General features: G+C 65.0%; 18 protein-coding genes. 2 read left to right on the forward strand and 16 right to left on the reverse strand.

Features of this window, described 5'->3' with window-relative positions; translation table 11 throughout:
* Window positions 1-153 precede the first annotated feature (153 nt).
* Entirely contained in the window at window positions 154-378 is a 225-nt protein-coding gene (locus tag AC3RCP_RS17115; protein WP_007922767.1) for a YgdI/YgdR family lipoprotein, read from the forward strand.
* A 20-nt stretch (window positions 379-398) separates the two neighbouring features.
* Here the strand turns inward: AC3RCP_RS17115 and AC3RCP_RS17120 are convergent, their stop codons facing one another.
* The 12 genes from AC3RCP_RS17120 to AC3RCP_RS17175 form a co-directional block, all read right to left on the reverse strand.
* On the reverse strand, window positions 399-791 hold the full coding sequence (locus AC3RCP_RS17120) for a hypothetical protein (RefSeq protein WP_053261364.1): 393 nt from the start codon (window positions 789-791) through the stop codon (window positions 399-401).
* Window positions 792-1,101: 310 nt separating this feature from the next.
* Window positions 1,102-2,955 (reverse strand): polyurethane esterase, encoded by a 1,854-nt coding sequence (locus tag AC3RCP_RS17125; RefSeq protein WP_492571334.1) that lies wholly within the window; start codon window positions 2,953-2,955, stop codon window positions 1,102-1,104.
* Between the two features lie 103 nt (window positions 2,956-3,058).
* Window positions 3,059-4,759 carry a polyurethane esterase gene (locus tag AC3RCP_RS17130; RefSeq protein WP_492571333.1) on the reverse strand — a complete coding sequence of 567 codons (1,701 nt, stop codon included), beginning with the start codon at window positions 4,757-4,759 and terminating at the stop codon, window positions 3,059-3,061.
* Between the two features lie 37 nt (window positions 4,760-4,796).
* On the reverse strand, window positions 4,797-7,880 hold the full coding sequence (locus AC3RCP_RS17135) for an autotransporter domain-containing protein (protein ID WP_492571332.1): 3,084 nt from the start codon (window positions 7,878-7,880) through the stop codon (window positions 4,797-4,799).
* Between the two features lie 198 nt (window positions 7,881-8,078).
* Complete coding sequence (gene eprS / locus AC3RCP_RS17140) at window positions 8,079-11,066, reverse strand: autotransporter serine peptidase EprS (RefSeq protein WP_492571331.1); 2,988 nt, start codon at window positions 11,064-11,066, stop codon at window positions 8,079-8,081.
* 72 nt (window positions 11,067-11,138) lie between these two features.
* Window positions 11,139-12,494: a TolC family outer membrane protein gene (locus tag AC3RCP_RS17145; protein ID WP_277588719.1), complete on the reverse strand. Its 1,356-nt coding sequence runs from the start codon at window positions 12,492-12,494 to the stop codon at window positions 11,139-11,141.
* A gap of 2 nt (window positions 12,495-12,496) precedes the next feature.
* Entirely contained in the window at window positions 12,497-13,813 is a 1,317-nt protein-coding gene (locus tag AC3RCP_RS17150; protein WP_492571372.1) for an HlyD family type I secretion periplasmic adaptor subunit, read from the reverse strand.
* Window positions 13,814-13,827: 14 nt separating this feature from the next.
* Window positions 13,828-15,645: a type I secretion system permease/ATPase gene (locus AC3RCP_RS17155; RefSeq protein ID WP_492571330.1), complete on the reverse strand. Its 1,818-nt coding sequence runs from the start codon at window positions 15,643-15,645 to the stop codon at window positions 13,828-13,830.
* 240 nt (window positions 15,646-15,885) lie between these two features.
* A complete protein-coding gene (locus tag AC3RCP_RS17160) occupies window positions 15,886-16,269 on the reverse strand; it encodes an AprI/Inh family metalloprotease inhibitor (protein ID WP_007922782.1) in 384 nt (127 codons plus the stop codon).
* 105 nt (window positions 16,270-16,374) lie between these two features.
* Complete coding sequence (locus AC3RCP_RS17165; protein WP_492571329.1) at window positions 16,375-17,823, reverse strand: serralysin family metalloprotease; 1,449 nt, start codon at window positions 17,821-17,823, stop codon at window positions 16,375-16,377.
* A gap of 297 nt (window positions 17,824-18,120) precedes the next feature.
* Entirely contained in the window at window positions 18,121-19,224 is a 1,104-nt protein-coding gene (locus AC3RCP_RS17170) for a DmpA family aminopeptidase (RefSeq protein ID WP_492571328.1), read from the reverse strand.
* A 9-nt stretch (window positions 19,225-19,233) separates the two neighbouring features.
* A complete protein-coding gene (locus AC3RCP_RS17175; protein ID WP_492571327.1) occupies window positions 19,234-20,598 on the reverse strand; it encodes an APC family permease in 1,365 nt (454 codons plus the stop codon).
* A 231-nt stretch (window positions 20,599-20,829) separates the two neighbouring features.
* On the opposite strand from AC3RCP_RS17175, the gene AC3RCP_RS17180 reads away from it, so the two are divergent.
* A complete protein-coding gene (locus tag AC3RCP_RS17180; protein ID WP_009044077.1) occupies window positions 20,830-21,633 on the forward strand; it encodes a helix-turn-helix transcriptional regulator in 804 nt (267 codons plus the stop codon).
* Window positions 21,634-21,689: 56 nt separating this feature from the next.
* On the opposite strand, the gene feaR is transcribed toward AC3RCP_RS17180, so the two are convergent.
* The 4 genes from feaR to AC3RCP_RS17200 all read right to left on the reverse strand — a co-directional run bounded on the left by feaR (window position 21,690) and on the right by AC3RCP_RS17200 (window position 26,566).
* Window positions 21,690-22,628, reverse strand: coding sequence for a transcriptional regulator FeaR (gene feaR / locus AC3RCP_RS17185; protein WP_101338123.1), 939 nt, complete (start codon window positions 22,626-22,628; stop codon window positions 21,690-21,692).
* 148 nt (window positions 22,629-22,776) lie between these two features.
* On the reverse strand, window positions 22,777-23,298 hold the full coding sequence (locus AC3RCP_RS17190; protein ID WP_492571371.1) for a DUF3156 family protein: 522 nt from the start codon (window positions 23,296-23,298) through the stop codon (window positions 22,777-22,779).
* Window positions 23,299-23,335: 37 nt separating this feature from the next.
* Window positions 23,336-24,865: an APC family permease gene (locus tag AC3RCP_RS17195; RefSeq protein ID WP_492571326.1), complete on the reverse strand. Its 1,530-nt coding sequence runs from the start codon at window positions 24,863-24,865 to the stop codon at window positions 23,336-23,338.
* Window positions 24,866-25,078: 213 nt separating this feature from the next.
* Entirely contained in the window at window positions 25,079-26,566 is a 1,488-nt protein-coding gene (locus AC3RCP_RS17200; protein ID WP_007923743.1) for an aldehyde dehydrogenase family protein, read from the reverse strand.
* Between the last annotated feature and the right edge of the window lie 418 nt (window positions 26,567-26,984).

Here is a 26,984-nt window from a genome sequence, read left to right on the forward strand (position 1 = left end):
CTGGCAAACACTATTGGATAAGTGGCGTTACAGGTTTTTTTACGGGGCCGCAGAACTTTCTTGCGGTTAATCACACCAAGGGCGGATAGCCATATAGTCGCGAGCCGCCAATCATGGGTGGACTCACAGAGATTCATGAAGAGAGGTTTGTCTATGAACGTCAAATACCTGGGCCTGCCGTTGGCCGTCGCAGCCTTCCTGGCACTGGGCGGCTGTGCCTCGCCAACCGTGGTGACGCTGCAGAACGGCACGCAATACCTGACCAAGGACATGCCTAACGCCAAGACCGCCGACGGGTTCTACGAATTCGAAGACATCGCCGGCAAGAAAATCCGCATCAAGGCGGCCGATGTCGCCACCGTCCGCCAAGAGGACTGACCGATCGAACCCGGTCGCCCTCAGGGCGACCAGGGTGCCGAATTCTGCCCCGGCACGCTGTTATCGCAGGAAATGTAGTGCTGCTCCCCGCGCTTCTGCAGTTCGCCACGCACCCGCTGACACCGCTCGAACTCCCGGGCCGCCGCATTATCGATGCTGATATTGCCGGTGGTTTCAGGCTTTTTACCCTCCCCCAAGGTCACGCTCGCCCAAGGCCGCTCTGCGTCGATATGAAAGCGGCTGCCCGGTTCGGGCTGCACTTCTTTTTCGGTGGCCTGCGCGGCGGCCGGTAGCTGGTCCGGGGTCACGCCGTAGCGCTTGAGGATCGACTGCTGAGGCAAGTCCTCGGCCATTGCACTGCCCGCCATCAGGACCAGCGCCAGACCGATGCCATACCTCTGGTTATCACTCACCTTGTGTTTCTCCTGCTGTTCACTGTTGCCATTGAATGAGCCTCGGCAGCGGCTGCCTGCCTTGATAACGCGCAAGCTCCTGCGAACTTTAAGGGCCCGGAGCGCGCACGCGGCATCCACCCGCCTGGCGACAGGCCGATGTTTTATCGAGCGCTGTGTCACAGGGGGCAGGTATTGGAGTCACTTCCAGGCTGGCGGGTCACCCTTTGGGCAAATACCCTTGGCTTTGGCGAAAAATGCGGTCGAGGGACACACAAAGGCAAACCCATGACCGCGCGAGGCAAAAATCGCCACCCCGCGCGGTCAGGCTTCAGGCGATGGTGATGCTCGCGCCGTTGAGGCTGTCCAGGCTCACACCAACCAGGGTCACCGAGTCGCCGCCGAAGGTCAGCTGGGTATCGTTGCCCACGGTGCTGGCGTGGGCGCGGAAGTCGTCGTTGGCGACCACGCCTGCGACGCCGAGGAACACCAGTTTGTCGCTGCTCTGGTAACCCAGCACCCGGTCCTGGCCGAAGTTGCCGCTGAACAGCAAGGTATTACTGCCCCCGCCCGCCTGCAGCAGGTCGTTGCCCGCGCCGCCGACCAGCACATCGTTACCCTGGCCGCCGATCAGGTGGTCATCGCCGTCCAGGCCGAACAGCCAGTCGCCGCCGGCGTGGGCGGTCAGGGTATTGGCCGCGGCGTCGCCCTTCACCGAAGCGGCGTACTGGGTCAGGTTGCTCCCCGCCAGCAGGCCCTTGTCGGTGACGCTGTGGGTCACATCGTCCTTGAACAGGCCCCAGAGGAACCCCGGCTCCTTGCTGGTGATCGCGCCGATATCGCGGGTGATGCTGATGCCGCCATTGGCATCGCGCACATACAGGGTGCCGGCGCCGTCGTTGGCGAAGCTGAAGTTCTTCACCGACTGCTGCAGGTCCAGGGTGTTGTGGCCCTGCCCGCCCAGCAGGATGTTGTAGCCGCCGGCGTCGCGAAAGGTATCGTTGCCGGCGCGGCCTTCGAGGTAGTCATTGCCCTGGCCGCCCTGGATCAGGTCGTTGCTGTCGGTGCCGATGATAAAGGTGCTGCCCTTGTGGGTTTCGGCATTGCGGTTGAGGTCCTGGACCCAGGTGGTGGCCCGCGCCGGGTCCGACAGGTTGGCGACGATGATGGTCGAGTCCTTGCTCGTCAGGTCGTAGAACTTCGACTCGAGGATCCGTGTCATGCCGTCGCCGTAGCCGGTGGGCAGGTGTGACAGCCAGGTCGGGATATTCAGGATGGAGAACGGCAGCAGGTTCCAGGCCGCCGAGGCGTAATGGTCGTTGAAACTGACGATGTTGTTGGTCGCCGACTCCTGCGCCGTGTCATGCACGCCGAGGGACGCCAGGTTGAACGAAGAGCCATCGAGGGCTCGGAACACCGGATCGTTTTCGTAGCCGATATTCAGCACCTTGTCCCCCGCGCTCTGGGTCGGCGAGGCGTAGGCGACGTAGCTGGCATCCTGGTAGAACCCCGACCAGTGATCGCCACTCAGGTCCGCCAGGCTGTTGACCGCCAGGCCGCCGAGGCTGTGGCCGCTGACCAGGATGTCCTTGCCCGTCAGGCCATTGGCCTGGGCGAAGGCCGCGACATCGGCGAGCAGCTTGCCGAAGGCTTCGCCGGCGTAGTTTTTCGCGTAGTCCCTGGGCCCGAACGCCGCCAGCAGGTCGTTGATCACATCGCCGATGGAGTCGCCGATCACCGATTCACGGGGGCCGCTGGTGCCGCGAAAGGCAATGCCGATGGAGGTCAGGTGGCCCTGGTCGTCGTACTTGCCGAGCACTTCGGCCTGGGCGGTGGTGTAGCCGGCCTTTTCCCCGTAGTAGGTGCCCCTGAAGTCGGTCTTGCCGTCGTAGCCCAGCTGGGCAGCGCCGATCGGTGTCCAGCCGGCCTTTTGCACCGCCTCCAGCGCGGCTTTCTCCGAGTCGGGGTTCCAGGGCAGCCCGGGAATCACCCCTTGCGAATCGCTGCTGCCGATCAGCCCCGTGACCAGGGTCGCCGGCAGGCCGAGGCCGAAACCGTACTGCTGATAACCGGCGGAAAAGCCGTTGTCGAGGTTGTGGTAGGAATACAGCGTGATCGCCAGCGCATCGGAAAACAGCGCCTTTGAGTCTTCTGTGCCGAGGTTCTTGTAGTCATACACACCCATGGTATTGCCTCTCTTTGTTGTTGAACTTGTTCGAGATAGCTCACGCGGACGGAGCGCCCTCCGCTGGCGCCCCATCCTTAGTGCAATGCTTTTTGCTACTTATCTATGCAAAGACGATCCCCCCTGCGGAAAGGCTGTCTGGCGCGACCCCGACCAGCGTCACGGCGTAGTCGCCGACGCTGAGCAAGGTGTCCTGGCCGCTCTGTGACAGGTGCTGCGTGTAGTCGTAGCCCTGCCCCGCGCCCGCCACGCCCATGAACACCAGCTTGTCGCTACCCTGGTAGCCATGGATCGCGTCGAAGCCGAAGGCGCCGCTGAACAGGAAGGTGTTGGCCCCGCCGCCGCTGGAATACATGACATCGTTGCCGGCGCCGCCGACAAAGGTCACGTCGCTCTTGTCGCTGCGCAGCACATCGTCGCCGCCGTGACCGAACAGCCAGTCGCCGTCGACGCTGGCCACCAGCGCATTGCCGTAGGCATCGCCATTGAGCGAATGGTTGTAGTGGGTCAACTGGTTGCCGGCCAGCAGGCCCTGGTCGGTCACGCTGTGGGTCACTTCCTTGCTGAACAGGCCCCAGGCAAAACCCGGCTCCTTGCTCACCAGCGCACCGATATCGCGGGTCATGCTGATGCCGCCATAGGCATCGCGCACGTACAGGGTGCCGTCGCCATCGTTGACCACGCTGAACTTGCCCAGCGACTGCTGCAGGTCGAAGACGTTATGCCCCTTGCCGCCCAGCAGGATGTTGTAGCCACCGTCGTCGCGGAAGGTGTCGTTGCCGTCGCGGCCCTCGATGAAGTCGTTGCCGCGCCCGCCCTTGAGCAGGTCGCTGCCGTCGGTGCCGAAGATAAAGGTGCTGCCCTTGTGCGGTTCGGCGTTGCGGTTGAGGTCCTCGACCCAGGTCTTGCCCCGACTGGCCTCGGACAAAGTGGAAACGATCAGGGTCGAGTCCTTGCTCGTCAGGTCGTAGAACGCCGAATCCACCACCCGGTTCAAGCCATCGGCGTAACCCGCGGAACCGTGGGCCTTCCACGACAGCGGGTTGAGGATGCTCTGCGGCAGCAGGTTCTCCAGGGTCGACGCGTAGTGCTCGTTGAAGTTGACGATGTTGTTGGTCGCCGACGCCTGGACCTTGTCATGGCTGCCCAGGGACGAGGCATTGAAGGTGGTACCGTCGAGCACCCTGAACACCGGATCGTTTTCGTAGCCGATGTTCAGCACCTTGTCCCCCGGGCCCTGGGTCGGCGAGGCGAATGCCACATAGCGGGCGTCAGCGTAGAAACCGCCCCAGTGCTCGCCGCTCAGCTCGGCCAGGCTGTTGACCCCCAGGCCGCCCAGGCTGTGGCCGCTGACCAGCACATCCTGGCCGCTCAGGCCCTGGGCCTTGGCGAACTCGGCGACGCTGGCGAATAGCTTGTCGAAGGCATTCTTGCTGTAGTTCGCCGCATAACCCACCGGCCCGACCGCCGCCAGCAGGTTGTTCTTGATGTCGCCCAGGGTATCGCTCAAGCCCAGGCCGCCAGTGCCGCGAAAGGCGATGCCGATCGACAGCAACTTGCCGGCCTCGTCGTAACGCCCCAGCACCTCCACTTCGGCGCTGGTAAAGCCTGGCTGCTCGCCGAAGAAGGTGCCCTGGGGCCCGACCTTGCCCTGGTACCCCAGCCGCTCGGCACCAATCGCCGTCCAGCCCGACGCCAGCGGCTGCCCGGTGGGCGTGTAGGCGTAGAGCGTCAACGCCAGGGCATCGCTGTACAGCGCCTTGCCCGCCTCGCCCTTGAAACTCCGGTAATCGAATACACCCATGTTGTGTCTCACTCTTATGGTCATTGGCCCGCAGGCCTCAGAACTGCCAGTCCAGGGTCAGGCCGACCCCGTGACTCTTGTCCCGAGAACCCAGCAGGCCGTTGTAGTCCAGGTTTACCCGGGTATCGCGCCCCAGCAACAGGCCGGCGCGAGCCCCGACCACAGCGGCGTTACGATCCAGCGCAACGCTCTGTATGTTGAACGAACCACCATTGGCAAAAGCCAGGTGCTGATCCGAATTGGTGTCGCTCAGGTTGTGCTGCCAGCCGAGGGTGCCGGCCAGCTCCAGCTGCCGGGCATCGGACAGGGCGAAGCGTTTGCTGGCCCGCAGGCCGAGGGTCGAGAGCACCGCGTCGCGGTTGTCATCGCCACTGCGCAACGCGGTAGCCCCGCCTTTTTCGCGGAAGCTGTCGCTGCCCACATGCACGTAGGCCAGGTTGACGAAGGGTTCCAGCGCCACACCCGGCAGCGCCACTTGCCACGCTGCTTCGGTGAACAGCTGGGCGGTCTGGGCGTCGCGCTTGACCTTTTGCCGGTCGGAGAACTCGCCGTATTGCAGGTCGCGCTTCACATCGATGCGATGCCAGCTGTAGGAACCGCCGACGCTCAGGCGCACGGCATCCAGCTGATGGCCCAGGTAGGCACCCAGGTGATAGCTGTCCACCGAGGCCGAGGAATGGGTACCGTCGCCCATGCTCAGGGAACTGTCGCTGTAGCCGGTGAACAGGCCGAGACGGGTGTCTTCGGCGATCAAGCCATCGACCCCGGCGAGCAGGCCGCCGATCGAGGTGGTGTAGTTGGCATGGTCATAACCGCCGTCGGCCTTGCCCCAGGCCCCCAGCACCTTGAACCACACATTGTTGTCGCTGGCCGCGGGCGCCGACGAATCAAGCAGGCCGTCCTGACGCAGACGGTCGCCCACCGCATCGCGCAGCTGGCGGCTGTCGTTGATCAGCAGCGTGCCGATGGCCGGATGGATCTCCCCCGTCAATTGCTGGAAGGCCTGTTGCGCGCTGGCGGCGTTCTCCGACAGCAGCAGGCTTTCGTACACCGGATTGCCCGCCCCCAGTCGCTCGGCGGCAGCCGCCACGGAACGCTGGTTCGGGGTCAGGCCGACGTCGCTGAAGGACGTGGCGTTACGCGCGACCTGCAACTGCACGCCGCTGGCCGAGTAATCGAGGCTGCCACCTATGAACAGGTAGTTCGGCGCCACCGAACCGAAACGGCCTTCGATGCCACCGGCCGCCTGCAGGATGTTGTATTGCCGGCCGAGCAGGCTTTGCGCCTCGCGGGCGCTGAGCAGGGTCGGGCTGTTCTCCAGGGCCAGGGTCACATTGGCCCCTTCGACGGTGGCCTTGCCGCCAGCGACGATCTGGTCGCTGCTGGTCGGCGACAGCTCCACCGCGTAGGTCGAGCCCGGTTGCAGGGTCACGTCGCCCGCCACCTGCAAGGTGCCGATCGAGTTGCCCGGCGCCACCGTACCGCCACGGTTGGCGGTCAGCGCAGCGATGCGCCCGTTGCCGCCGAGAATGCCGCTGTCATTGACCGTCACCGCCGAGGCCAGCGAACCATTGATGGCCAGGCGTCCCTGATTGACCAGGGTCGGGCCGCTGTAGCTGTTGTTGCCGGTCAGCACCAGGGTGCCGATGCCCTGCTTGGTCAGGCCACCGTGTCCGGAAATGTCGTTGCGCCAGACATCCAGCCCGCAAGACAGGCCAGTGCACAGGCGCTCGGTGGGTTTGCCGGCATCCACCACGGCGCCGATGCCGGGCAGGTCGACCACGAACTGGCCGGAGCCGTAGGCGCCTTCGACACGGAATTCCTGGGGAATGTCCGCTTCGGTGACGAACATGCCTGGACCGTCGATGCCCTTTTGCAGGTTGATCATGCCCCAGCCGTACAGCGCGTCGATGCCCGGATCGCCCATGTCGGTGGCGGTGGTCCTGAGCACCGTGGCGATCTGCGAAGCGCTCATGTACGGAAAGCGCTCCATCAGCACCGCCGCCGCGCCCGCCACATGGGGCGCGGCCATCGAGGTGCCGCTCTTGTTGGCGTAGCCGATGGTCATGTCGTCGAGGTTGGTGCCGCCGATCACCGCACTGTAGACCCGTGTACCCGGCGCCGAGACGCAGAAGCTCGCGGTGTAGCCGCAACGCGAGGAAAAGGTACTGAGGGTGTAGGGATTGGGGCTGGCGGTATCCGGGTTCACCTGCAAGGCCGCTACCGTCATCCAGTTCGGCGCGATTTCCGGCACGAAATAGGCCAGGCCGGCGATGGCGTCCGGGTTGTTCAGGTTGTAGTCGTTACCGGCGGCGAAGATGGTCAGCACACCACCGCGAGCGGCGTCGATCGCCCCGCTGTAGGCGCCACCCTGGCGGGTGCCCAGCAGCGGCTGGATCTGGTCGAACTGCAACTGCGCGTCCTGCACGGTGAAATGCGGGAAGGCCGGGTCGCGACCGCCCTGGTCGAAGCGGTCAGTGATGCCGATGCCCCAGCTGTTGTTGATGATCCGCGCGCCGCTGTTCACCAGGGCATCCCAGCCGGCCCGGTAGACCGCGCCGTCGTTACCGAGAATGATCCCGTCCTCGGGGCCCGGGTCGCCGTTTTCGGCGCTGATGATCTGCGCGTCGAAGGCCACGCCATGCATCGGCCCGCCGTCGCGGCTACCGGCGGCGATCCCGCCGACGTGGGTGCCGTGGGAGCCGAGCTTGCCGTCGGAGCCCACCGAGGGCGTGCCGTCATAACGGAAGGCATCGCCGGCTTTGACCGGAATGTAGGGGTCGGTGTATTCGCGGATGCCGCTGGTGACGAGAGTGATCACCTTGTTGCTGCCGCTGAATTCCGGGTGCTGGGCATACACCGGCTGGTCGAAGATCCCCAGCTTGACGCCCTTGCCGGTATAACCGGCGGCATAGGCCTGCTCGGCATGGATCGCCCCCAGGCCCCATTCGGCGTTGAACTCGGCACTGCGCCAACTGCCGGGATCGCCCGGCTGGCCGCTTTCGACATAAGGCGCGGCCTGGGCGTTACCCGCCACGGCCAGGCCACAGATCAAAGCGCCGCAGGAGGCGCGCACCAGGCTGTTGGCCGCCGGAGCAGCCCCCGTAAATCTGTATTTCATCGGTACCTTCCTTAGTTGCCTTGCTTAGAAATAGTTGCCTTGCTGGAAATAGTTGCCTTGCTAGAGGAAACACCGCACCAGACCCGGCGCGGGTGGTTTTACCGAACAGCCGGCCCGCCAACGGCGAGCCGTGCTGTACCGATAGCGGCTGCCGTGTCGACGCGACCTTGCGTCGACACGGCGCTGTCAAAAGCCGGGTCAGAACTGCCAGTTCAGGCTCAGTCCCGCCCCGTGGTTCTTCTCACGGCTGGCCAGCTGGCCGGTGTAATCCAGGCTCAGGCGCAGGTCCCGGCTCAGCGCCAGGCTGGCATGGGCGCCGACCAGCGCGGCATTGCGCGGCAGCGAGGTGCTTTCGACGCTGAACGGCGTGCCGCCGGAAGCAAAGGCCAGGTGTTCCTCGGCCCGGGTGTTGCTCAGGTTGTGCTGCCAGCCCAGGGAGCCGGAAAGGTCCAGGCGGGTTTGCCCGGACAGCTCGAGGCTTTTCAGGGCGCGCAGGCCGAGGGTACTGAGCGCCGCCTCGCGACTGTCGCTGCCGCCTTTCAACGCCGCGGCGTCGCCCTTCTCGCTGAAGCTGTCGCGGTGCAGGTGCACGTAGGCCAGGTTGGCGAACGGTTCCAGGGCCAGCGCCGGCAGGTCGAGGCGATAAGCCGCCTCGCCGAAGACCTGGCTGGTGCGGGCATCGACCTTGGCTTTCTGCTTGCCGCTGACTTCGCCGAACTGCAGGTCGCGCTTGACGTCGGCGCGATGCCAGCTGTGGGCCGCGCCCGCGCTCAGGCGCCAGGCGCCCAGCTCGTGGCCGAGGTAGGTGCCCAGGTGATAGCTGTCCACCGAGGCCTTGGAATGGGTGCCGCCGCCCATGCTCAGGGAGCTGTCGCTATAGCCGGCGAAGGCGCCCAGGCGCGTGCTGTCGCTGAGCGCGCCATCGGCTCCCAGCAGCAACCCGCCGATGGACGTGTTGTAGCCCTCGGTGTCGTGGCTGCCGTCGTTCTTGCCCCAGGCGCCCAGTACCTTGAGCCAGAGGTTGCCCTCGCTCTGCACCACCGCGCCCGGGACCTGCAGACGCTCGCCGACCGCATCGCGCAGCTGCCGGCTGTCGTTGAGCAGCATCGAGCCCAACGCCGGGTAGACTTCCCCGGACAGCTGCTGGAACGCCTGTTGCGCCACACCGGCGCTCGGCGAGCGCAGCAGGCTTTCATACACCGGGTTGCCCGCCCCCAGTTGCTCGGCGGCGACGGCCACCGAGCGCTGGTTCGGGGTCAGGCCGACACTGGCGAACGAAGTGGCGTTACGCCCGATGCTCAGCTGCACGCCACTGGCCGAATAATCGAGGCTGCCGCCGAGGAACAGGTAGTTCGGTTCCACCGAGCCGAAGCGGCCGCCGATGCCGTTCGCCGCCTGGAGGATCTGGTACTGGCTGCCGATCAGGCTTTGCGTTTGTTGCAGGCTGAGCAGCTGCGGGCTGTTTTCCAGGGCCAGGGTGACCCCGGCGCCGTTGAGGGTGGCCTTGCCGCCAGCGACGATGCGGTCGCTGCTGGTGGGCGACAGCTCCACCGCATAGGTCGAGCCCGGCTGGAAGGTCACGTCCCCCGCCACCTGCAAGGTGCCGATGGAGTTGCCCGGCGCCACGGTGGCGCCGCTGTTGGCCAGCAGCGCGCCGATGCGGCCGGAACCGCCGAGGGTGCCGCCGTCATTGACCGTGACACTGGAGGCCAGCGAGCCATTGACTGTCAGCAAGCCGCCGTTGACCGTGGTCGCGCCGCGATAGCTGTTGTTGCCGCTGAGCAGCAGCCAGCCGGCGCCGGACTTGATCAGGCTGCCCTCGTACACCCGCTGCGCGGCGGCCGCGTCGCGGGCCATGCCGACGGCGTAGTCGGTCTTGTCCTGCTGGCTGGCGCCGGCGCCCAGGCCGTTTTCCCAGCCCTTGTCCTTCAGGGTCTGTTGCCAGGCCGCGTGTTCGGCGGCGTCCTCGCCCTGGCGCTGCAACAGCGCCTTGTCCGAGATGTCGTTGCTCCAGACATCGCCCTGCCCGGCACCCAGGTTGGCGTCGAAGGATCCCAGCAACTGCCCGGGACCGTGCATGGCCCGCTCCAGGTTGGGCACGCCCCAGCCGACCAGGCTGGTGGGCGCCTCGGTGATCGAGCCGTCCAACTGGGTGGCGGTGGTCAGCAGCACCTCCAGGGCCTGCTGGTTATTCATGTAGGGATAACGCTCCATTACCAGGGCCAGCGCGCCCGTGGCATGGGGCGCGGCCATCGAGGTGCCGGACTTGGTGGCGTAACCGCCGCCGGGCACGGTGCTGGAGATCAGCCGCCCGGGCGCGGCCACGCACCAGTACTTGGCGATGCCGCACTGGTTGTAGCGCTGCTGGTTGTTCGCATCCAGGCCAGACACCGCCAGCCAGTGGCCTTCCAGCTCCGGCTGGAAGTACGGCAGCGCAGCGCGCACGCTGGCGTTGGCGTAACCGCTGTTGCCGGCGCTGAACACGTTGATCACGCCCTGGCGCGAGATATCGGCCGCCGCGTCCAGCCAGGTGCCCTGGCCATAGTGCTGGGCATAGGCGGCGTGCAGGTCGCCCAGGGTCTGGTAGCTGACACCCGGCGGCTGGCTGCCCCAGCTGTTGTTGATGGCGCGTACCCCGGCATCCGCCAGGGCGCCGTACACCGCCTTGAAGTACTGCGGGTCCGGGGTCGGGCCGAACAGGAAGCTGTCGTTCTTGTTGGTGTTGCCCACGTAGACCTGGGCATTGAAGGCCACGCCGTGCATGCCAACGCCGTCGCGGGCCGCGCCCATGGTGCCGGTGACATGGGTGCCATGGCTGTCGTTGTTGCCGTTGAGTACCCCGGAGACGCTGAACGGTGTGCCATCGACATAGCTGCCGGTGGCGGTGACCCCGTGGAAGCGCTCGGGCGAGGCTTCGCCATGGCTGGCGTCGAAGCCCGAGTCGAGGGCACCGATCTTCACCCCGCTACCGGTGATGCCGGCGGCATAGGCGGAGCTGGCGCGCATGCGCTCCAGGCCCCAGTCCTGGGTGTATTCGGCCGATTGCCAGCTGGCCGGCACCCCCAACTGGCCGGTTTCCTGGTACTGCGCCTGGGCCATGCCCGGCAGTGCTACCGCCGACAGCGTGGAGCAAGCGAGCAACGAGCGGCGACTCAGCGCCTTGAGCTGATAAAAGCGTCTATCCATGTGATGACTTCTCGTTTTTTGTTTTTGTCGAAAATGTCAGGTCGGGCCGCCCGCGGCCGCCTTTTTGTCAGTTCATGAGCCGGGCCTGAAGGCTTCGTCGACCCGGGCCAGGTCGTCTTCACGCAGGGTGCCTGCGTAGTAGTGCAACTTGGTCCAGGCCATCAAATAGTCGTAACGGGCCTGCGCCAGGTCGCGGCGCGTGGTGTACAGCTGCTGTTCGGCGTTCAGCGCGTCGAGGTTGACCCGTTCGCCGCCGAGGATGCTCTGCTTGGTCGAGACCACCAGGGCCTCGGCCGAGGTCAGCGCCTTCTGATAAGCCCGCAGCTTGCTGACCCCGGACAGGCAGGCGCTGAACTGGCGCCGCAGCTCGATCAGGGTGGTGCGGGTCTGCGAGTCCAGCTCGTACTCGGCCTGCTCCATCGTCCGGCTGGCCTGGCGGGTGGCCGCCGAGACGCCGCCACCGGCGTACAGCGGCATGCTGATTTCGATGCCGATGGTGTTGGTGTCGTAGCGCTGGTTGTAGGTGTTGCCGCTTTCCGACTCGACCCGGCGCGAGGTGGCATAGGCGCTGAGCCGCGGCAGATGGCCGGCGCGGTTGCGCTCGATCTCGTAACGCGCCACTTCCACGGCCTGGCGCTGGGAGGCCAGGTTCGGGTTGTTACTGATCGCCAGTTCATGCCAGGCGTCGTAGTTGGCTGGCGACAGGGTGAAGGACTCGAAACGCTCGCGCAGCGGGTCGAGGTCGCGGATGTCCACGGTCGGCACGCCGATCAACGCACCCAGCTCGCGCAGCGCCGCGTCCTGCTCGTCGCGGGCCTCGATCTCTTCGGCGGTGGCCAGCTCGTAGCGCGACTCCGCTTCGAGGATGTCGGTGCGGGTGCCCTCGCCCTGGCGAAACATGTGCTCGTTCTGCTGGAACTGCTGCTCGAAGGCCTTCTTCTTGGCCTGGGCGATCTCGATCTGGTCCTGGGCGAACAGCGCCTGGGTGTAGTAGGTCAGCACCCGCACCAGCAGCTCCTGGCTCTTGCCACGAAAGTTCTCGTCGGCGAACAGCGCCTGGGCCACGCCCTTGCGGTAGGAGGCATAGGCCTCGTAGTCGATCAGTGGCTGTTGCAGGGTGAAGGTGGAACCGTAGCTGTCGTAGTTGCGGTCATCGTGGCTGGTGCCGCCGCGACCGTCGGGCACGGTGGCCTGGGAGTTGTTGCGGCCCTTGTTGTAGCTGTAGTTGAGTTTCGGCAGCAGCCCGGCGCGACCAATGATGCGGTTCTCCAGGCCGGCATCGCGCTCCTTGATCGCGCCGAGGAACACCGGGTCGTTGCGCAAGGCCTGTTCATAGACCTGGAACGGCCCCATGGCCTGGGCGTGGGTGCATACCAGTAAAGCGACTGTGGCTCCGAAGATGGAAAACTGACTCATGCGACGGAACATCCTTATTCCTCGGTCAATGCGGAACCCGCCCGGTCGAGCAGGGGTTTGAACAGGTAGTTGAGCAGCGAGCGCTCGCCGGTACGGACGAACATCTCCGCCGGCATGCCCGGCTTGATCACCAGGCCATTGAGTTTTTCCATGGCCTGGTCGCTGACGCTGCTACGCAGCACGTAGTACGGCACGCCGGTCTTTTCATCGACCATCTGGTCGGCGGAGATCAGGCTGACCTCGCCGGACACCCGCGGCGTGCGGCTCTGGTTGAAGGCGGTGAACAGGATGTCCACCGGCAGGTGGCTGCCGACCTTGTCGATCAGGTTCACCGGCAGGTGCCCCTCCACTTCCAGGCGAGTGCCCTGGGGCACGATCTCCAGCAGGTTTTCCCCGGGGCGGACCACGGCGCCCTCGGTGTGTACCCCGAGGTTGACCGCGATGCCGTCGGCCGGGGCGAGGATTTCGCTGTGCTGCAGGTCGAAACCGGCCGAGGTCAGTTGCTGTTCCAGGGTCAGGCTTTTCAGCTGGGCTTCGGCCAACTGGCTGCGCACTTCCTTCTGGTACTCCTCGCCGTGCTGTTGCAACTTGAGCCGCGACTCGAGAATGCCCTGCTCCACCCGCCCGCTTTCGCCGGTGTTCTGCGCCAGTTCCTGCTGCACCTGGGACAGCTGGCGCTGGTACTCCATCAAGCGGTTGCGCGGGATGTAGCCGTTGTCCGCCAGGGGCTGCAGGTTGGCCAGCTGCTGGCGCAGGGACTCGGCCTGGTTGTTGAGGTCGGTACGCGCCCGGCGCATCCCGGCCAGTTGCGCGGTGGCGCCTTCGATACTGGCGCGGATCCCGGCCTGCTCGCGGGCGAAGGCTTCGCGGCGGCTGCTGAACAGTTGCCGCTGGCCTTCCAGCACCAGGGCCAGGCGTGGATCGGGATCGGCGCTCAGGGCCTCGGGGAAATTCACCTGCTTGAGGTTGTCGCGTTCGCTCTGCCAGCGCGCCAGGCTGGCCCAGGCCATGCGGTACTGCGCTTGCAGCGACTGCACGTCGGCTTCGACCTGGGTCTGGTCCAGGCGGAACAGCGGCTGGCCCTGCTTCACCGCCTCGCCTTCACGCACCAGGATCCGGCTGACCACCCCGCCGCTCATGGATTGCACGGCCTTGCGCTTGCCCGAGACCACCACCGTGCCTTGCACCGGGATGCCCTGGTCCAGCGGCGCCAGGGCCGCCCAGAGAAAAAAGCTGCCGGCGCCGGCCAGTGCCAGGACCCAGCCCATGCGCGCGAAAAACCGCGCATCGCGCTCGGGACGCTCCGGCGCGTAACCTTGTTCGATCATCATTTCGCTGTCCTTGCTCATGCGCCTGGGTTCCGTGTCGGGGCCTGATACTGGCGGCTCATGCTCAAGCCGCCCGGGGCCGTCGGGGCCGAGGTTTTTTCCCGCTGCTGCTGTTCCTGGTTTTGCGCCTGGTTTTGATTTTGCGCCTGGGCCTGGGCACCACTGGACAGCGCCTTGAGCACTTCCTGGCTCGGGCCGAAGGCCTGCAGGCGCCCTTCGTTGAGCACCAGCAGCTTGTCGGCCTGGGCCAGCGCCGAGGAGCGATGGGTGACCAGGATCACGCTGGTGCCCTGGGCCTTCATCTGCGCGATGGCCGACGCCAGGGCGCTTTCGCCCACGGTGTCGAGGTTGGAGTTCGGCTCGTCGAGCACCACCAGGCGCGGCTGGCCATACAGCGCCCGGGCCAGGGCCACGCGCTGCTTCTGGCCGCCGGACAGGCCGCTGCCGTCATCGCCCAGCAGGGTGTCGTAGCCCTGGGGCAGGCGCAGGATCAGTTCGTGCACGCCGGCCTGTTGCGCGGCCTGCACCACCTGCTGCGGGTCGGCTTCCTGAAAGCGCGCGATGTTCTCGGCGATGCTCCCGGAAAACAGCTCGATGTCCTGGGGCAGATAACCGATGTGAGGCCCCAGTTCGTTGCGGTTCCAGCGATGGATATCGGCGCCGTCCAGACGCACCGTGCCGGCCAGGGTCGGCCATACGCCCACCAGCACCCGGGCCAGGGTGGATTTGCCGGAGCCGGAAGCGCCGAGCACCCCCAGCACCTCCCCCGCCCCGAGGTTGAAACTGACCTGCTGCAAGGTCGCCATGCGCTTGCCCGGCGGGCCGGCGCTGACCTGCTCGAAGCTCACCTGGCCCTTGGGCGCCGGCAGCGACATCGCCGTGTCGCTCGGCGGGAAGGCCTGCAGCAGCGAATCCAGGCGCTGGTAGGCCAGCTTGGCGGAACTCCACTGCTTCCACACCGCGATCAACTGGTCGATCGGGCTCAGCACCCGGCCCATCAGGATCGAGCCGGCGATCATCATCCCGGCGGTCATGTCGCCCTTGATCACCAGCAAGGCACCCAGGCCCAGCACCAGCGATTGCAGGCACAGGCGCAGGGTCTTGCTCAGCGAGCTGATGACCGCGCCGGTGTCGCTGGCCTGGTTCTGCAGGCCGAGAAAACGCGAATGCACCTCGAACCAGCGCTTGCGCAGCGCGCCGAGCATGCCCATGGCCTGGATGGTCTCGGCATTGTGCAGGTGGCTGGTGGCCAGTTGCGTGGATTTCTGCGAATAACCGCTGGCCTCGCCCAGAGGCTTCTTGGTCATGGCCTCGTTGAGGTACGCCAGGGCGATCAGCAATACCGCGCCCGCGGTGGCGAACACCCCCAGCCAGGTATTGAACAGGAAGATCACGAACAGGTAGACGGGGAACCAGGGCGCGTCGAAGAAGGCGAACAGCGCAGGACCGGTGACGAACTGGCGGATATGGGTCAGGTCGCCCAGGGACTGCCCGGCGTGGCCTTCGCCGCGAAACAGGTTGCGCTCGAAGGCCGCCTGGTAGACCCGCAGGTTGAAACGCCGCTCCAGCTGGCTGCCGATGCGAATGACGATGAAGCTGCGCACCACCTCCAGCAGGCCGATGAATGCGAAGAACCCGACTACCATCAGCGACAGCATCGCCAGGGTGGTTTCGTTCTGCGAGGAAAGTACCCGGTCGTAGACCTGGAGCATGTAGATCGAGGGGACCAGCATCAGCACGTTGATCAGGGCGGTGAAACACCCGACGCTGATCAGAATGCCTTTGTAATCGCCCAGTGCCTTGAACAGCGGTGCAGTGGTCTTCGCCATCTTCATTGGTCTTTCCTGAGCTGTAATATCCCGTGCCAGGGGCGCAGGACAAATAAACCGCCCGTACTTGAGTCGGGACATTATTGGATTTATTGCGGCGGACAGGCGAAAGAACTCTACCGTCAGACGAAACGGAGTTCTAGTTATTTAGTTGTCTTTAATCGAACGAAGGACATCGCGTATATGGCACTGCCTTATACGCTTATCCATACAGATACATTTAAAGATGCATACAGCCGCGATTATTCAGGGCGTACGCTGCAATATAATGGTTATGCCTGATTTCAAAGTGCCTTGATATAAGCCTTCTTTCTGACGACTTAGAAAGATGATCTTCGAACCCTCTTTGCCGGTCACGGCAATACCGTCCGGCTCGGGAAACCAGCCGATGGCCGAATCGCCCAGCCAGGCGGAAAAACACTCGGCGCCGGCGCCCAGGGTGCCGTTCAGCTCGAGGTCCAGGGCACAGTGGTTGGCAGGTTGCGCCGGCTGCGACAGTTGCCAGTGCCCGGCCAGTTCCGCGGGGTCCGCCAATCTCAGGCTGCTTGCCATGCTTGTCTCTCCATAAAACATCATCAGCGTCGCGATCAGGTACGCGCCGGCCTTAGCGATCAAGGCAGTTCGAATCATAAGGGGTTAGCTCCGGGCCACAGCCTCAGGCAGTTCGCCTGTCAATGCAAGGTCAGAGGGCGGCGCCTGGGCGCCACCCTCCTTCTTTTACCTTACCGCAGTGACTCAGGCGACGATGTCGGTGTAGGCCGCCTGGCCGACGGTGCTGACCAGGAAGTCCGCCACGCCGTGCCCGGAGAAGTCCACCGACAAGGTGCTGTTGCCAGCCGAGGTGCTGAGGATCGCATCGCCGGCGTTACCGGTGAATGCGTTCACGAAGTGCAGCCCTGCGCCCTTGGTGATACCGGTCAGATCGATCTTGTCCAGGCCGCTGACAAAATCCAGGATCTGGTCGGCCGCACCCGGAGCGGAGTCCGAGCTCGCGCCGAAGACGAAGGTGTCGGCACCCGCGCCACCCCAGAGTTTGTCCGCACCGCCGGCACCGTAGAGGATGTCGTTGCCGGCACCGCCCTTGAGCTCGTTGGCCACCTTGTTGCCGATCAGCAGGTCGCTGCCCGAACCGCCGATGGCGTTCTCGATGATCGCACCCTTGGCGATGGACACGTTGCCCACCATGCCGCCAACGTCGGAGAACGAGGCATCATTGAGGTTGATCTTCTGGTTTTGGGTAAAACCGGAGAAGTCCAGGGTGTCCTTGCCGCCCGCGTCCCATACCGAGAACACCAGCTTGTCGGCCGACGAACTGGCGCTGAGGAAGTCGCGCCCGGTATTGGAGTTGAAGCCGTAGGTGGTGTCGCCGGTACGGGTGGTGGTGTTGGCCCCGTAGAGCTTCTGGATCGCCGCGATATCGTCCATCAGCGGGCCGGACGAATAGGCTTCGACGCCAGCCTTGCTGAAGTTCTGGTCGGTGTTGCTTTCGCTCCAGTAGCTCATGATGCTGTAGCCGCGCGTATCCTCTCCATAGGTCGCGTCGTTGTAGGTCGGGTTGCCGTTCCCGGCGTTGTAGTCGCCAGGGTGGGCCAGGCCCAGGGTGTGGCCGATCTCGTGGGTCAGCGTCTGCCGGCCGTAGTTGTTCAGATCGGGGGTCTTGTTCTGGGTGTAGCTGCTGTTGATCAGGTACCAGGACGTACCGTCGTAGCCAGCACCGGTGCCCGGCAGGTACGCGAAGGCCGCCGCGCCGTCCTGGCCGCCGCTGTAGTTGCCGAAGGTCATGTGACCGTCACCACCGGAAGCCTTTTCGGTGAAGGTGACATTGGCCACATCGGCCCAGGATTGCATGGACAGCGCGGCCTGGGCTTTCTGCTGGGCGCTGAACTGGCTGAACCCGGAAATGCCATGCTTGTACATGGTGCTCGAGGACGCCGAGGTGAGGAAGGTATAGGTCAGTTCGATCTTGCCGTTGCCGTTGAGATCCTGGTACGCGGCACCGTCGCGCAGCAGCTGGGTGGCTGCCTGATCGACCGAGTAGGAGGGTTTGCCATTGACCGTCAGATTGCCACCCCGGTCATACTGATGGCTGAAGCTATTGATCTGGTTGTAAGCCGAACTTGCCGCGGCCAAGGGCACGAGTTCTTGTTCGGCGGTCACAATAGCTTTCGCTTTAACTTTCGACATAAACACACTTCCTTGTAATCAATGGAACAGTTTTTGTCCGATAGCGACAATCCCTGGCGAGATCGTCCTATCACTCGCCCTATCCGGGCGTAAGCAACCTGACACAATTTGAAATCAGGCGTCCACTACTTTTTGACGCCTGATTTTCGCTGTTCCAGCAAACTCCCGAAAACAATGACTGGTGAGTCGAAATATTCTTTAAGCTTCAATACCCGTTGATAATTGTCGGACAATCTCGAATTTAAATATTAAATAACAGTACAGATAGTTTTGCCGACTACGTCGCAGTTTTTTAGTTCATGCAAGTTTGTTCCACCCGGTTAGTTTCATCGCTTGCAGCAGGGTTTCCCCGGTCAGCGCCGGAACGCTCGCGCCACTGTCCGCGGTCATCGGCTCGCCCGCCAGCAAGGCGTTGACGATGGCCTCCTCCACCGCTTCGGCGGCGGCGCTGAACAGGGCCGAGATGTAATCGTTGTTGAGCATCGCCAGGGGGGTACTGAAGGGCACGCCCTGGCGCCCATAGGCGCAAGGCGGCAGGTCGCGGTTGCCGGTGGCGAAGGCCAGGAAGATATCGCCGCTGGAGTCCTCGGTACCGCCGCCGGTGCGGGCGATGCCGATCGACGCGCGCTGCGCCAGGCGTTGGCACTGGTGCGGCAACAAAGGCGCGTCGGTGGCCAGGATCACCACGATCGAGCCCATGCCCGGCGTACCGCGCCGGGCGAAGGGCGACGGGATGCCTCTCAGTTGTCGCCCCACCGGGTAGCCGTCGACCCGCAGCTCCTCGCGCTTGCCGTGGTTGGCCTGCACCAGCGCGCCGACCGTGTAGCCGCCCTGCTCCCCCGGCACCTGGCGCGAAGCCGTGCCGATCCCGCCCTTGAACTCATGGCAGATCATGCCGGTGCCGCCGCCCACCGCGCCCTCGCGCACCGGTCCGGACTCGGCATTGGCCAGTGCCTCGCGGACCTGCTGCGGGCCGACATGCTGGCCCCAGATATCGTTGAGCAGGCCGTCATAGGTCTCCATCACCACCGGCATGCACCAGTATTCCGCGGGGTCCGCCAGGCTTGCGTGCTCCTCGGCGATCAGTGCGTCGCGCACCACGCCGACGCTGTGGGTGTTGGTGATGGCCAGCGGCGTGGTCAGCAGGCCCGCTTCGCGGATCCACTCCAGGCCGGTGGCATCGCCGTTGCCGTTGAGCACATGGCAGCCGGCGAAACAGGGTTGCAGCCGGGCAAAGCCCTCGCGGGGCTGGATCAGGGTCACCCCGGTACGTACCTGCTTGCCGTCGACCGTGGTCCTGAGGGTGCTGTGGCCCACCCGTACCCCCGGAACGTCGGTGATGGCATTGAAGGGGCCGGGAGTACCCAGGCCCAGGCTGATCCCCAATTGACGTGCGCGCATGACTTCTCCTCAGAGTTTCTGGAACGCCGGGCTGAACCGGCCGTTGGTGCCATACAGGATCACCGACAGCGCCAGCAGGCCGACGATCACCATGATGTCCCTGAGCGAAGCGTCCAGGAACAGATTGAACAACAGATACCCGGCGCCGATCACCGCCAGCAGCGCCGGCAACGGCCACAGCGGCATGCGGTACGGGTGGGCTCGGTCGCGCAGCAGCACCCGGCTCATCAGCGCGCTGAGAGCGACGATCAGGTACACCAGCATGATCAGCAGCACGCTGAACGAGGTCAGGTCGGCCAGGTTCGAGCTGAAACTGAGCACCGCCGAGGGAATGGCCAGGAACAGCGTGGCCAGCCACGGCGAGTCCCAGCGCGGATGAATACGGGTGAACAGGCGGTTGATGCCCGGCGTCCACAAGGCATCGCGGCCGCTGGAGAACACCACCCGGCCGATCTGGATCACGATGGCGACGATGGCGTTGAACACCGAGAGGAAGATCCCGGCGCTGACCACCCGCGACAGGGTTTCGTTGCCGTGGCTGGTGAGCAGGTAGCCGATGGGGTCGGGACTTTCGAGCATGGCGCTGAGGGACGGCGCGCCAATCAATAGCGCGGTCAACGGCACCAGCTCGATGATCACCACCAGCACCAGCGACCAGAGCACCGCCTTGTGCACGCCCTGCCCCTTGCATTTCATGTCTTCGGCCAGCAGTACTGCCGGGCCGTAACCGTTGTAGGAAAACAGGCCGATGCCTACCGCGCCGATCACCAGGGCCCAGGGCGTCATGTGTAATACGCCGTTTTCGACGATCTGCGGTTGCAGCAGGATGCTCGCCGGCTGCGAGGCATTGCCAAAGCCCAGGAACACGATCACCAGCAACGCGGCAATTTCCAGCAGCAGACAGGTGCCGGTGATCCAGGCATTCAGCTTGATGTTGAGGATGCCCAGCGCATAGCTGCAGATCACGATCACCAGGGCCACGGTCTGCGAATCGAAGCGCGTGCCCAGGGCATTGTTCAGGTAAGTCGCCGCGCCGGTGGCCAGCACCGGCGGGATGAACAGCAACATCACCAGCACCGTGAGAAAGGTCGCGTACCCGGCCATGCCGCCGAACACCCGCTTGGCGTACACATACTCGCCGCCGGCGCTGTTGTGGGCGCGGCCCAGCTCGGCGTAGCAGAAGGCGAACATCAGCGCCAGCAGCCCCGCCATGACAAAGGCCAGGAACACCCCGCTGCCGGCCTGGTGAATGGCGAACGGCGCGATGACGAAGACCGAACTGGCCGGGGTCACGCCCGACACGGTAATGGCCACCACATCGAACACGCTCAGCGTGGGTTTCAGGGCGCCTTGCGGCGCGCAGGGAGAGCTCATGTCGTTATCCTCGTGGTTATTTTTGGTTTGAGGCAGAAACGAAGAACATCGGGCGGATGCGCTCTGGGGCGCACTTGATGGAGGCCACTTTAGGCAGCCGGGGGTACAGGGCCAATTCCCCTATTGGAGTACTCCCCCTTGACGTCACCGGGCAAATCGCCGAAACCTTGCTGCCACCTGGCGAGCAAGCAACCCGCCAGACCACAGCGGCATCGACGCGGAGCCACCTATTTGATCACTCTGTTCAGGGAAATCGGCATGCATGCCGGACTCGGGCGCACCCTCTCGCAGATCGGCGGCGAGCGCTTCTGGAAGCAACTGGTGCTGTTGCTGCACCAGGCCTTACCGTTCGATAACGCCCTGGCGATCTTCTACCCGCGCAACGGCCTGCCCATCGCCCTCGAGGAATACGACGCCGAGCCCTCGGACAAGCCGGCGTCGATGCTCACCTACCTCAATGGCCTGTACCTGCTCGACCCGTTTTTCCAGGCCTGCCGCGAGGGTTATCCCAACGGCCTGTACCGCCTGGAGGAAGTGGCGCCGGACCATTTCCGCCAGACCGAGTATTTCTCCAGCTACTTCCACGACAACGTGCTGGAGGACGAACTGCAGTTCATCCTGCAGATCCCGGAGGCCGGCACCCTGTCCCTGTCGCTGGGCATGCAGCGACCGTTCAGCGCCGAGGAGATCGGCCAGCTCACCACCTTCTCGGCCTGGGTCCTGCCGTTGATGCAGCAGCATTGGCAGCAAAGCCACCAACGCCCGCAGCCACCCGCCGGGGAGGAAATGGCCAGCCAGATCCGCGATGCCCTGAGCCATTTCGGCTGCGGCGTGCTGTCGGATCGGGAAGTGGAAATCGCCCGGCTGATCCTGCGTGGGTTCTCCTCCAAGGCCATGGCCGAGCGGCTGAAGATCTCGCCGGACACCATCAAGGTGCACCGGCGCCATCTCTACGCCAAGCTGGATATCTCCTCACAGCCGGAGCTGTTCTCGCTGTTTATCCAGTCCCTGGGGCACGACCTGGAAAACCCTTGAACCCGGTCCTTGCGCCGCGCGGTGCCGGCACCGCGCCATCGCGAGCAAGCTCGCGCCTAAACGTTCAGCGAACGGGCGCGGTAATCCCGCGGCGACTGCTCGAAATGCTTCTTGAAGGTGCGGCTGAAGTGCGCCGAGTCGGTGAACCCCCACTTGAAGGCAATGTCGGTGATCGACGCGTGACGCAGGCGCGGGTTGCTCAGGTCCGCCGCGCTGCGCTCGAGGCGCGCGCGCTGGATGAAACGGCAGACGCTGTCGCCCTGCTCTTCGAACAGCCGGTACAGCTGGCGCACCGAGATATTCATCTGGCTGGCCAGTGACACCGGGGTCAGGTTGGGCTCGGTGAGGGATTGGTTGATCAACTGCCGGGCCTGGCTGCGCAGGCAACCGCCGTGCTGGCTGTCGTAGCCGTCGAGATGGGCGCTGGGCGTCTGGCGCAGGGTCGGGCCGAGCAAGGCGATCAGCGCTTCCTGCAACGCCTGGCCTTCCTGCGGGTCGGCGCAACCTGGCAACGGCTCGCCGCAGATCTGTTCCACCAGCAGGCGCATCAAGCGGCCACTGGCGCACTGCTGCGAGAGCTTGCCGAACTTGCGCTGCTGCGCCGGCAGATGGCGATACACCTCGTCGCGGGACAAGTGCAGGGAGGCATGTTCGATCAGCCCGTGAGGGACGATTTCGCAGGCCCCGGCGGAGTCCAGCAAGGCCATTTCCCCCGGTGCCAGTTCGATGCGCTCGCCGCCCTGACTGATCTGGGCATGGCCGCTGCGCTGCATGATCAGGAAACAGTGCCGGTCGTCTTCATGATCGACGCTGGTGCCTTTGCGCGAGATCAGTCCGGCATTGGTGCGGATCTGCGCCACCTCGAGGCCGGCGTAGTCGCGCAAGCCGACTTCGCCGATGAACAACGCCGAGTTCAACGCCTGGCGGGCGTCGAAGCGACCGCAAACCCCCTGTAATGCGCCGATCCAGGAACCGAAACTTTGCGAAGCAAGCACTGTGCACCTCCAGAAGCCGGCTGAGACCGCCTTTGTTGTTATGGCGATATCATTAACATGTTATCTATTTGCCGGGCAAGGAAGCGCGGCGCAATGGATAGTCCGTTATAGCCTAAGCACGGGTTGTGCCAGCGCGGGTGGGAATAGTTCAGTGATCGCGCAGCAGTGAATCCAGGCGCTTGAACGTTGCCAGCAAGGCGCCGCGTTGCTCGGCGCTCAGGCGGATATAACGGCGGAAGCCGGGCAGCCGGTTGACCACCTCGCTGGCGCCGAAAGGCTCCAGGCGCACCCGCCAGCCCTGCTCGTCGCGCTGCAATTGCAGGCGCTTGAAGTCCAGCGGCAGCAACGCCGCCAGCAGCTGCGGGTCGCTGTGCAACTGCTGCAACAGCCCCGCCCACTCATCCTGCGCGCCCTGCTTCAGGCCGGCGGCGACGCCCTGGCGGCGGATCGCGCCGGTATGGCGAATGTCGATCTGTGCCTGCGGCCCCGGCGAACCGGGAACCCGCAGGCGAAACTCGCAAACCACCAGGTGCATCAGGAACTGCGCCTGTGGCAGCTCCTCGACCTCGAAGTCCAAACCCTCCTCGGCCCAGGTGAAGCGCACCAGCCCGGGCGCCTGCGGCGCCCAGTCGAGCCCCGGCAGGTCGCGGCGCAACTGGTTCAGGGTCACCCCCGGGCGATAGCCCGAGGGTGGCCGCCGCCAGAATTCAGAGAGGTTTTGCCGCCAGCTTGTACTGCTCATCGGGCTTGGCTCCAGGCAGGGTCTGCGCTTGGGTTTCAGTGGGGGACTGCAGGTTGAAGGCGTTTTCCAGCACCTCCTCCACCGGCACCGGGCGGAATGGGTTGACCTTCTGCACGAAGACCGTCCAGACCAGCGCATAAATCGCCGTCAGGCCGAGCATGCTGCCAAAGGGCACGTAGATGTCCCGCGGGTTCATGCCCGGCGGCGTGATGAACCACATGCCCAGGAGGATGCCGATGGACGAGACGATCTGCGGCAGCGGGAACCAGGGCGACTTGTAGGCCCGCGGCAGGTCCGGGCGACGGATGCGCAGCACCACCACCGCCAGGGTCACCAGCAGGTAGGCGGTGCTCCAGGCACAGACCGCGGCCAGCACCAGGTGCATGATGTTGTCGGTGCTGCCGCCCAGCCACCAGGCGTGCAGGCACGGGATCAATACCGCCACGGCGATGCACAGCAGCGGTGTCTTGAAGCGTGGGTGCAGGTAGGTGAAGGCCTTGGGCAGCGCGCCGTCCAGCGCCATGCCGTAGAGAATGCGCGGCAATCCGGCCATCAGCGTGTTGATGGTCGCCGCCCCGGCGAACAGCAGGCCGACGCCCAGCCAGATCCTCCCGTAGGGCCCCATCACCTGCTCGGCGAACTGCGGGATGGCCATGGGCGTGTCCAGCAGGTGCGCGCTGCCGTCTTCGTTCAGCGCGATGTTCGCCACCTGGCGCTTCATCGCCGCGCCATAGATGAACATGCAGGTGGCTACCCCCACCAGGCCCAGGGCCATGGCCCGGGGAATGGTTTTCGCCGCCTTGCGCACCTCCGGCGTCAGCGGGGTGACGAACTCGCACCCGACGAACATGAACATGGCCATGCCCACCAGCGAGAGGATGGTGGTCAGGTCGGTGCCGACCATCGACTCGCCGAACCAGCCGCTGAGCTCCACCGCCGGCGCCTTGAACACCCCGACCACGCCGAAGATGATCAGGGTGGTCCACATGCCGAAGGTCAGGATCACCTCGGCGCGGCTGAACGCGGTGATGCCCACGGCGTTCAGCAGGCCGAAGAAGATCACCAGCCCGACACCCACCAGCCAGGCGCTGCCGCTCTGTTCCAGCAGGGTGTTGAGGGACTCGAAGTTCACCAGGGCCATGACGCCGCTGAGGATGGTTTCCGCCGTGCCGGCGAACACATGCACGATCAGGTAGGCGGAGATGGTCCCGGTGATCGCGAAGAAGCGTCCCAGGCCGCAGGCCAGGTAGTCGTACACCGAGCCAGTGGTGGGGATCATGCAGGCCGCTTCGGCGAAGGTCGTCGATTGCGCGAGCATCATCAGCATGGCGATCAGCATGGCCGCGGCGAACGCCCCGCCGCCGATGCCGAAGCCGGTGGTGGCGGTGAGGATCACCGGGCTGGCCATGATCAGGCCGACGGCGCTGGCCAGGGCCGTGGGAAAGCCGACCACGCCCTGGTTCAGGTGGCGGGTGAGTCTGTCGTTGAAAGACATGGTGCTGGACCTCGAAAGCATGGGTGATGTTGTTCTAGGCATTTCAAGGGCACGCCGGACGGGCGTGTTTTACCTGGCTGTCTGCGCAGCCTGGCCGGTTGTGTCCGACTGTAGCCGCTGCCGCAGGCTGCGATAAGGCCGAAGGCCTTCGGCGATCTTGAGATCTTGCGCACCCTGCGGGCGCGATCGCAGCCTGCGGCAGCGGCTACGGGATCAGAACGCGATGCACACCGACTTGTTCTCGGTATACGCCTCGATCGCCGCGTGGCCCATCTCGCGGCCGATGCCCGATTGCTTGTAGCCGCCAAACGGCATCGACGGGTCGAGCATATTGTGGGTGTTGACCCAGACCGTGCCGGCCTTGATCCGCGGGATCAGGTCCATGACCTTCGCCAGGTCGTTGGACCAGATGCTCGCCCCCAGCCCGTACTGATTGTCGTTGGCCAGCGCCACCACCTCGTCGATCTCGTCGAAAGGCGTGGCCACCACCACCGGGCCGAAGATTTCCTCGCGCACCACCTGCATGCCCGCGTGCACGTCGGCCAATACCGTCGGGCGTACGTAGAAGCCCTGCTCGCCATAGGCGACCCCGCCGCACAGCACCCGGGCGCCGTCGGCCACGCCCTGGCCAATCATGTCCAGCACGCGCTTCTGCTGCTTGGCGGAAATCAGCGGGTTGATCTGCGCCTGTTCGTCCAGCCCGGGGCCGATGCTCAGGGAGCCGGCGATGGCCGACAAACGCTCCAGCACCTGGTCGAAGATCGCCCGCTGGATATACAGCCGCGAACCGGCGGTACAGACCTGGCCCTGGTTGAAGAAGATCGCCCCGGCGGCACCGGCGGCCGCGGCCTGCGGGTCGCAGTCATCGAGCACGATCACCGGCGACTTGCCGCCCAGTTCCAGGGAAAACCGGGTCATGTTGTCCACCGCGGCATGGCCGATGACCTTGCCGATCTGGGTCGAGCCGGTGAAGGCCAGCTTGTCGATGCCTTTGTGTGCGGCCAGCGCCGCGCCGGCCTGGGCGCCGCTGCCGGTGACCACGTTGACCACCCCCGGGGCGATCCCGGCGTCCAGGCACAACTGGCCCAGGCGCAAGGCGGTCAGCGGGGTTTCATCGGCGGGCTTGAGCACCACGGTGCAGCCGCAGGCCAGGGCCGGGACGATTTTCCAGATGGCCATCAACAAAGGGAAATTCCACGGCACGATGGCACCGACCACGCCCACCGGCTCCGGCACCGTATAGGCGCGGTACCGCGCGCCCGGAACGGCGGCGATGGACAGGTCCAGGCTCTTGCCTTCGATCTTGGTCGCCCAGCCTGCCATGTAGCGGGTGAACTCGGCGGCGGCGCCGACTTCCAGGGCCCGGGCCAGGTGGATCGACTGGCCGTTGTTGAGGGTTTCCAGCTGCGCCAGCTCTTCGCCATGGGCTTCCAAGAGGTCCGCAAGCTTCAGCAGCAGGCGCTCGCGATCCGCCGGGCGCTGCGCCGCCCATGGCCCCTCGAAAGCCCGTCGCGCGGCGGCCACCGCCAGGTCGATATCGGCGTCGGCGCCGGCGGCGACGCGGGTCAGTTCTTCGCCGGTGGCCGGGTTGAACACCGGCATCTGCGCGCCGGACAAGGCCGGCTGGCTGCGCCCGTCGATCAACAGGCCGTGCTGGCTGTCGATAAAGGCGGCGACACGTGGGTCGATGGCAATACTCATGGGCAATCCTCGCTAGTTGGCCTCATGGATCGAACTCTGAGACCAATGCCGGCCAGCGTCTTGATCCTGGCTGCCGCGAAACTTGCCACTGGCTGCCAGGGAACACCGCAACGCGGCCGGCGCGTTTTTTTGTAGCCGCTGGCGAAGCCTGCGCTCGGCTGCGAAGCAGACGCAAAACCGGCCAACGCGCAATGCCTGAGAAACCGCGGTGCCTGGAGGACGATCACTTCGTGGCCGATCGCAGGCTGCGGCAGCGGCTACAAAAACACCGCGTGCCCGGTAGCCGCTGACGCAGCCTGCGATCGGCGGCGTAGCCGTCGCCAAGCCTGCGAGCGCATTCTTCCAGGCAGATCCGCAATGCGCGGGACGCCGGGTCGATGGCAGTGGCGATCAAGAACCTGGCACACAGAGGCAAGCA

Source organism: Pseudomonas sp. GW822-FHT05A08 (assembly GCF_058800485.1).

Coding starts and splice junctions, on each gene's coding strand:
- AC3RCP_RS17115 (WP_007922767.1), top strand. CDS start 154: ATGAACGTCAAATACCTGGGCCTGCCGTTGGCCGTCGCAGCCTTCCTG.
- AC3RCP_RS17125 (WP_492571334.1), bottom strand. CDS start 2,955: ATGGGTGTGTATGACTACAAGAACCTCGGCACAGAAGACTCAAAGGCG.
- AC3RCP_RS17130 (WP_492571333.1), bottom strand. CDS start 4,759: ATGGGTGTATTCGATTACCGGAGTTTCAAGGGCGAGGCGGGCAAGGCG.
- AC3RCP_RS17135 (WP_492571332.1), bottom strand. CDS start 7,880: ATGAAATACAGATTTACGGGGGCTGCTCCGGCGGCCAACAGCCTGGTG.
- eprS (WP_492571331.1), bottom strand. CDS start 11,066: ATGGATAGACGCTTTTATCAGCTCAAGGCGCTGAGTCGCCGCTCGTTG.
- AC3RCP_RS17145 (WP_277588719.1), bottom strand. CDS start 12,494: ATGTTCCGTCGCATGAGTCAGTTTTCCATCTTCGGAGCCACAGTCGCT.
- AC3RCP_RS17150 (WP_492571372.1), bottom strand. CDS start 13,813: ATGATGATCGAACAAGGTTACGCGCCGGAGCGTCCCGAGCGCGATGCG.
- AC3RCP_RS17155 (WP_492571330.1), bottom strand. CDS start 15,645: ATGAAGATGGCGAAGACCACTGCACCGCTGTTCAAGGCACTGGGCGAT.
- AC3RCP_RS17160 (WP_007922782.1), bottom strand. CDS start 16,269: ATGATTCGAACTGCCTTGATCGCTAAGGCCGGCGCGTACCTGATCGCG.
- AC3RCP_RS17165 (WP_492571329.1), bottom strand. CDS start 17,823: ATGTCGAAAGTTAAAGCGAAAGCTATTGTGACCGCCGAACAAGAACTC.
- AC3RCP_RS17170 (WP_492571328.1), bottom strand. CDS start 19,224: ATGCGCGCACGTCAATTGGGGATCAGCCTGGGCCTGGGTACTCCCGGC.
- AC3RCP_RS17175 (WP_492571327.1), bottom strand. CDS start 20,598: ATGAGCTCTCCCTGCGCGCCGCAAGGCGCCCTGAAACCCACGCTGAGC.
- AC3RCP_RS17195 (WP_492571326.1), bottom strand. CDS start 24,865: ATGTCTTTCAACGACAGACTCACCCGCCACCTGAACCAGGGCGTGGTC.
- AC3RCP_RS17200 (WP_007923743.1), bottom strand. CDS start 26,566: ATGAGTATTGCCATCGACCCACGTGTCGCCGCCTTTATCGACAGCCAG.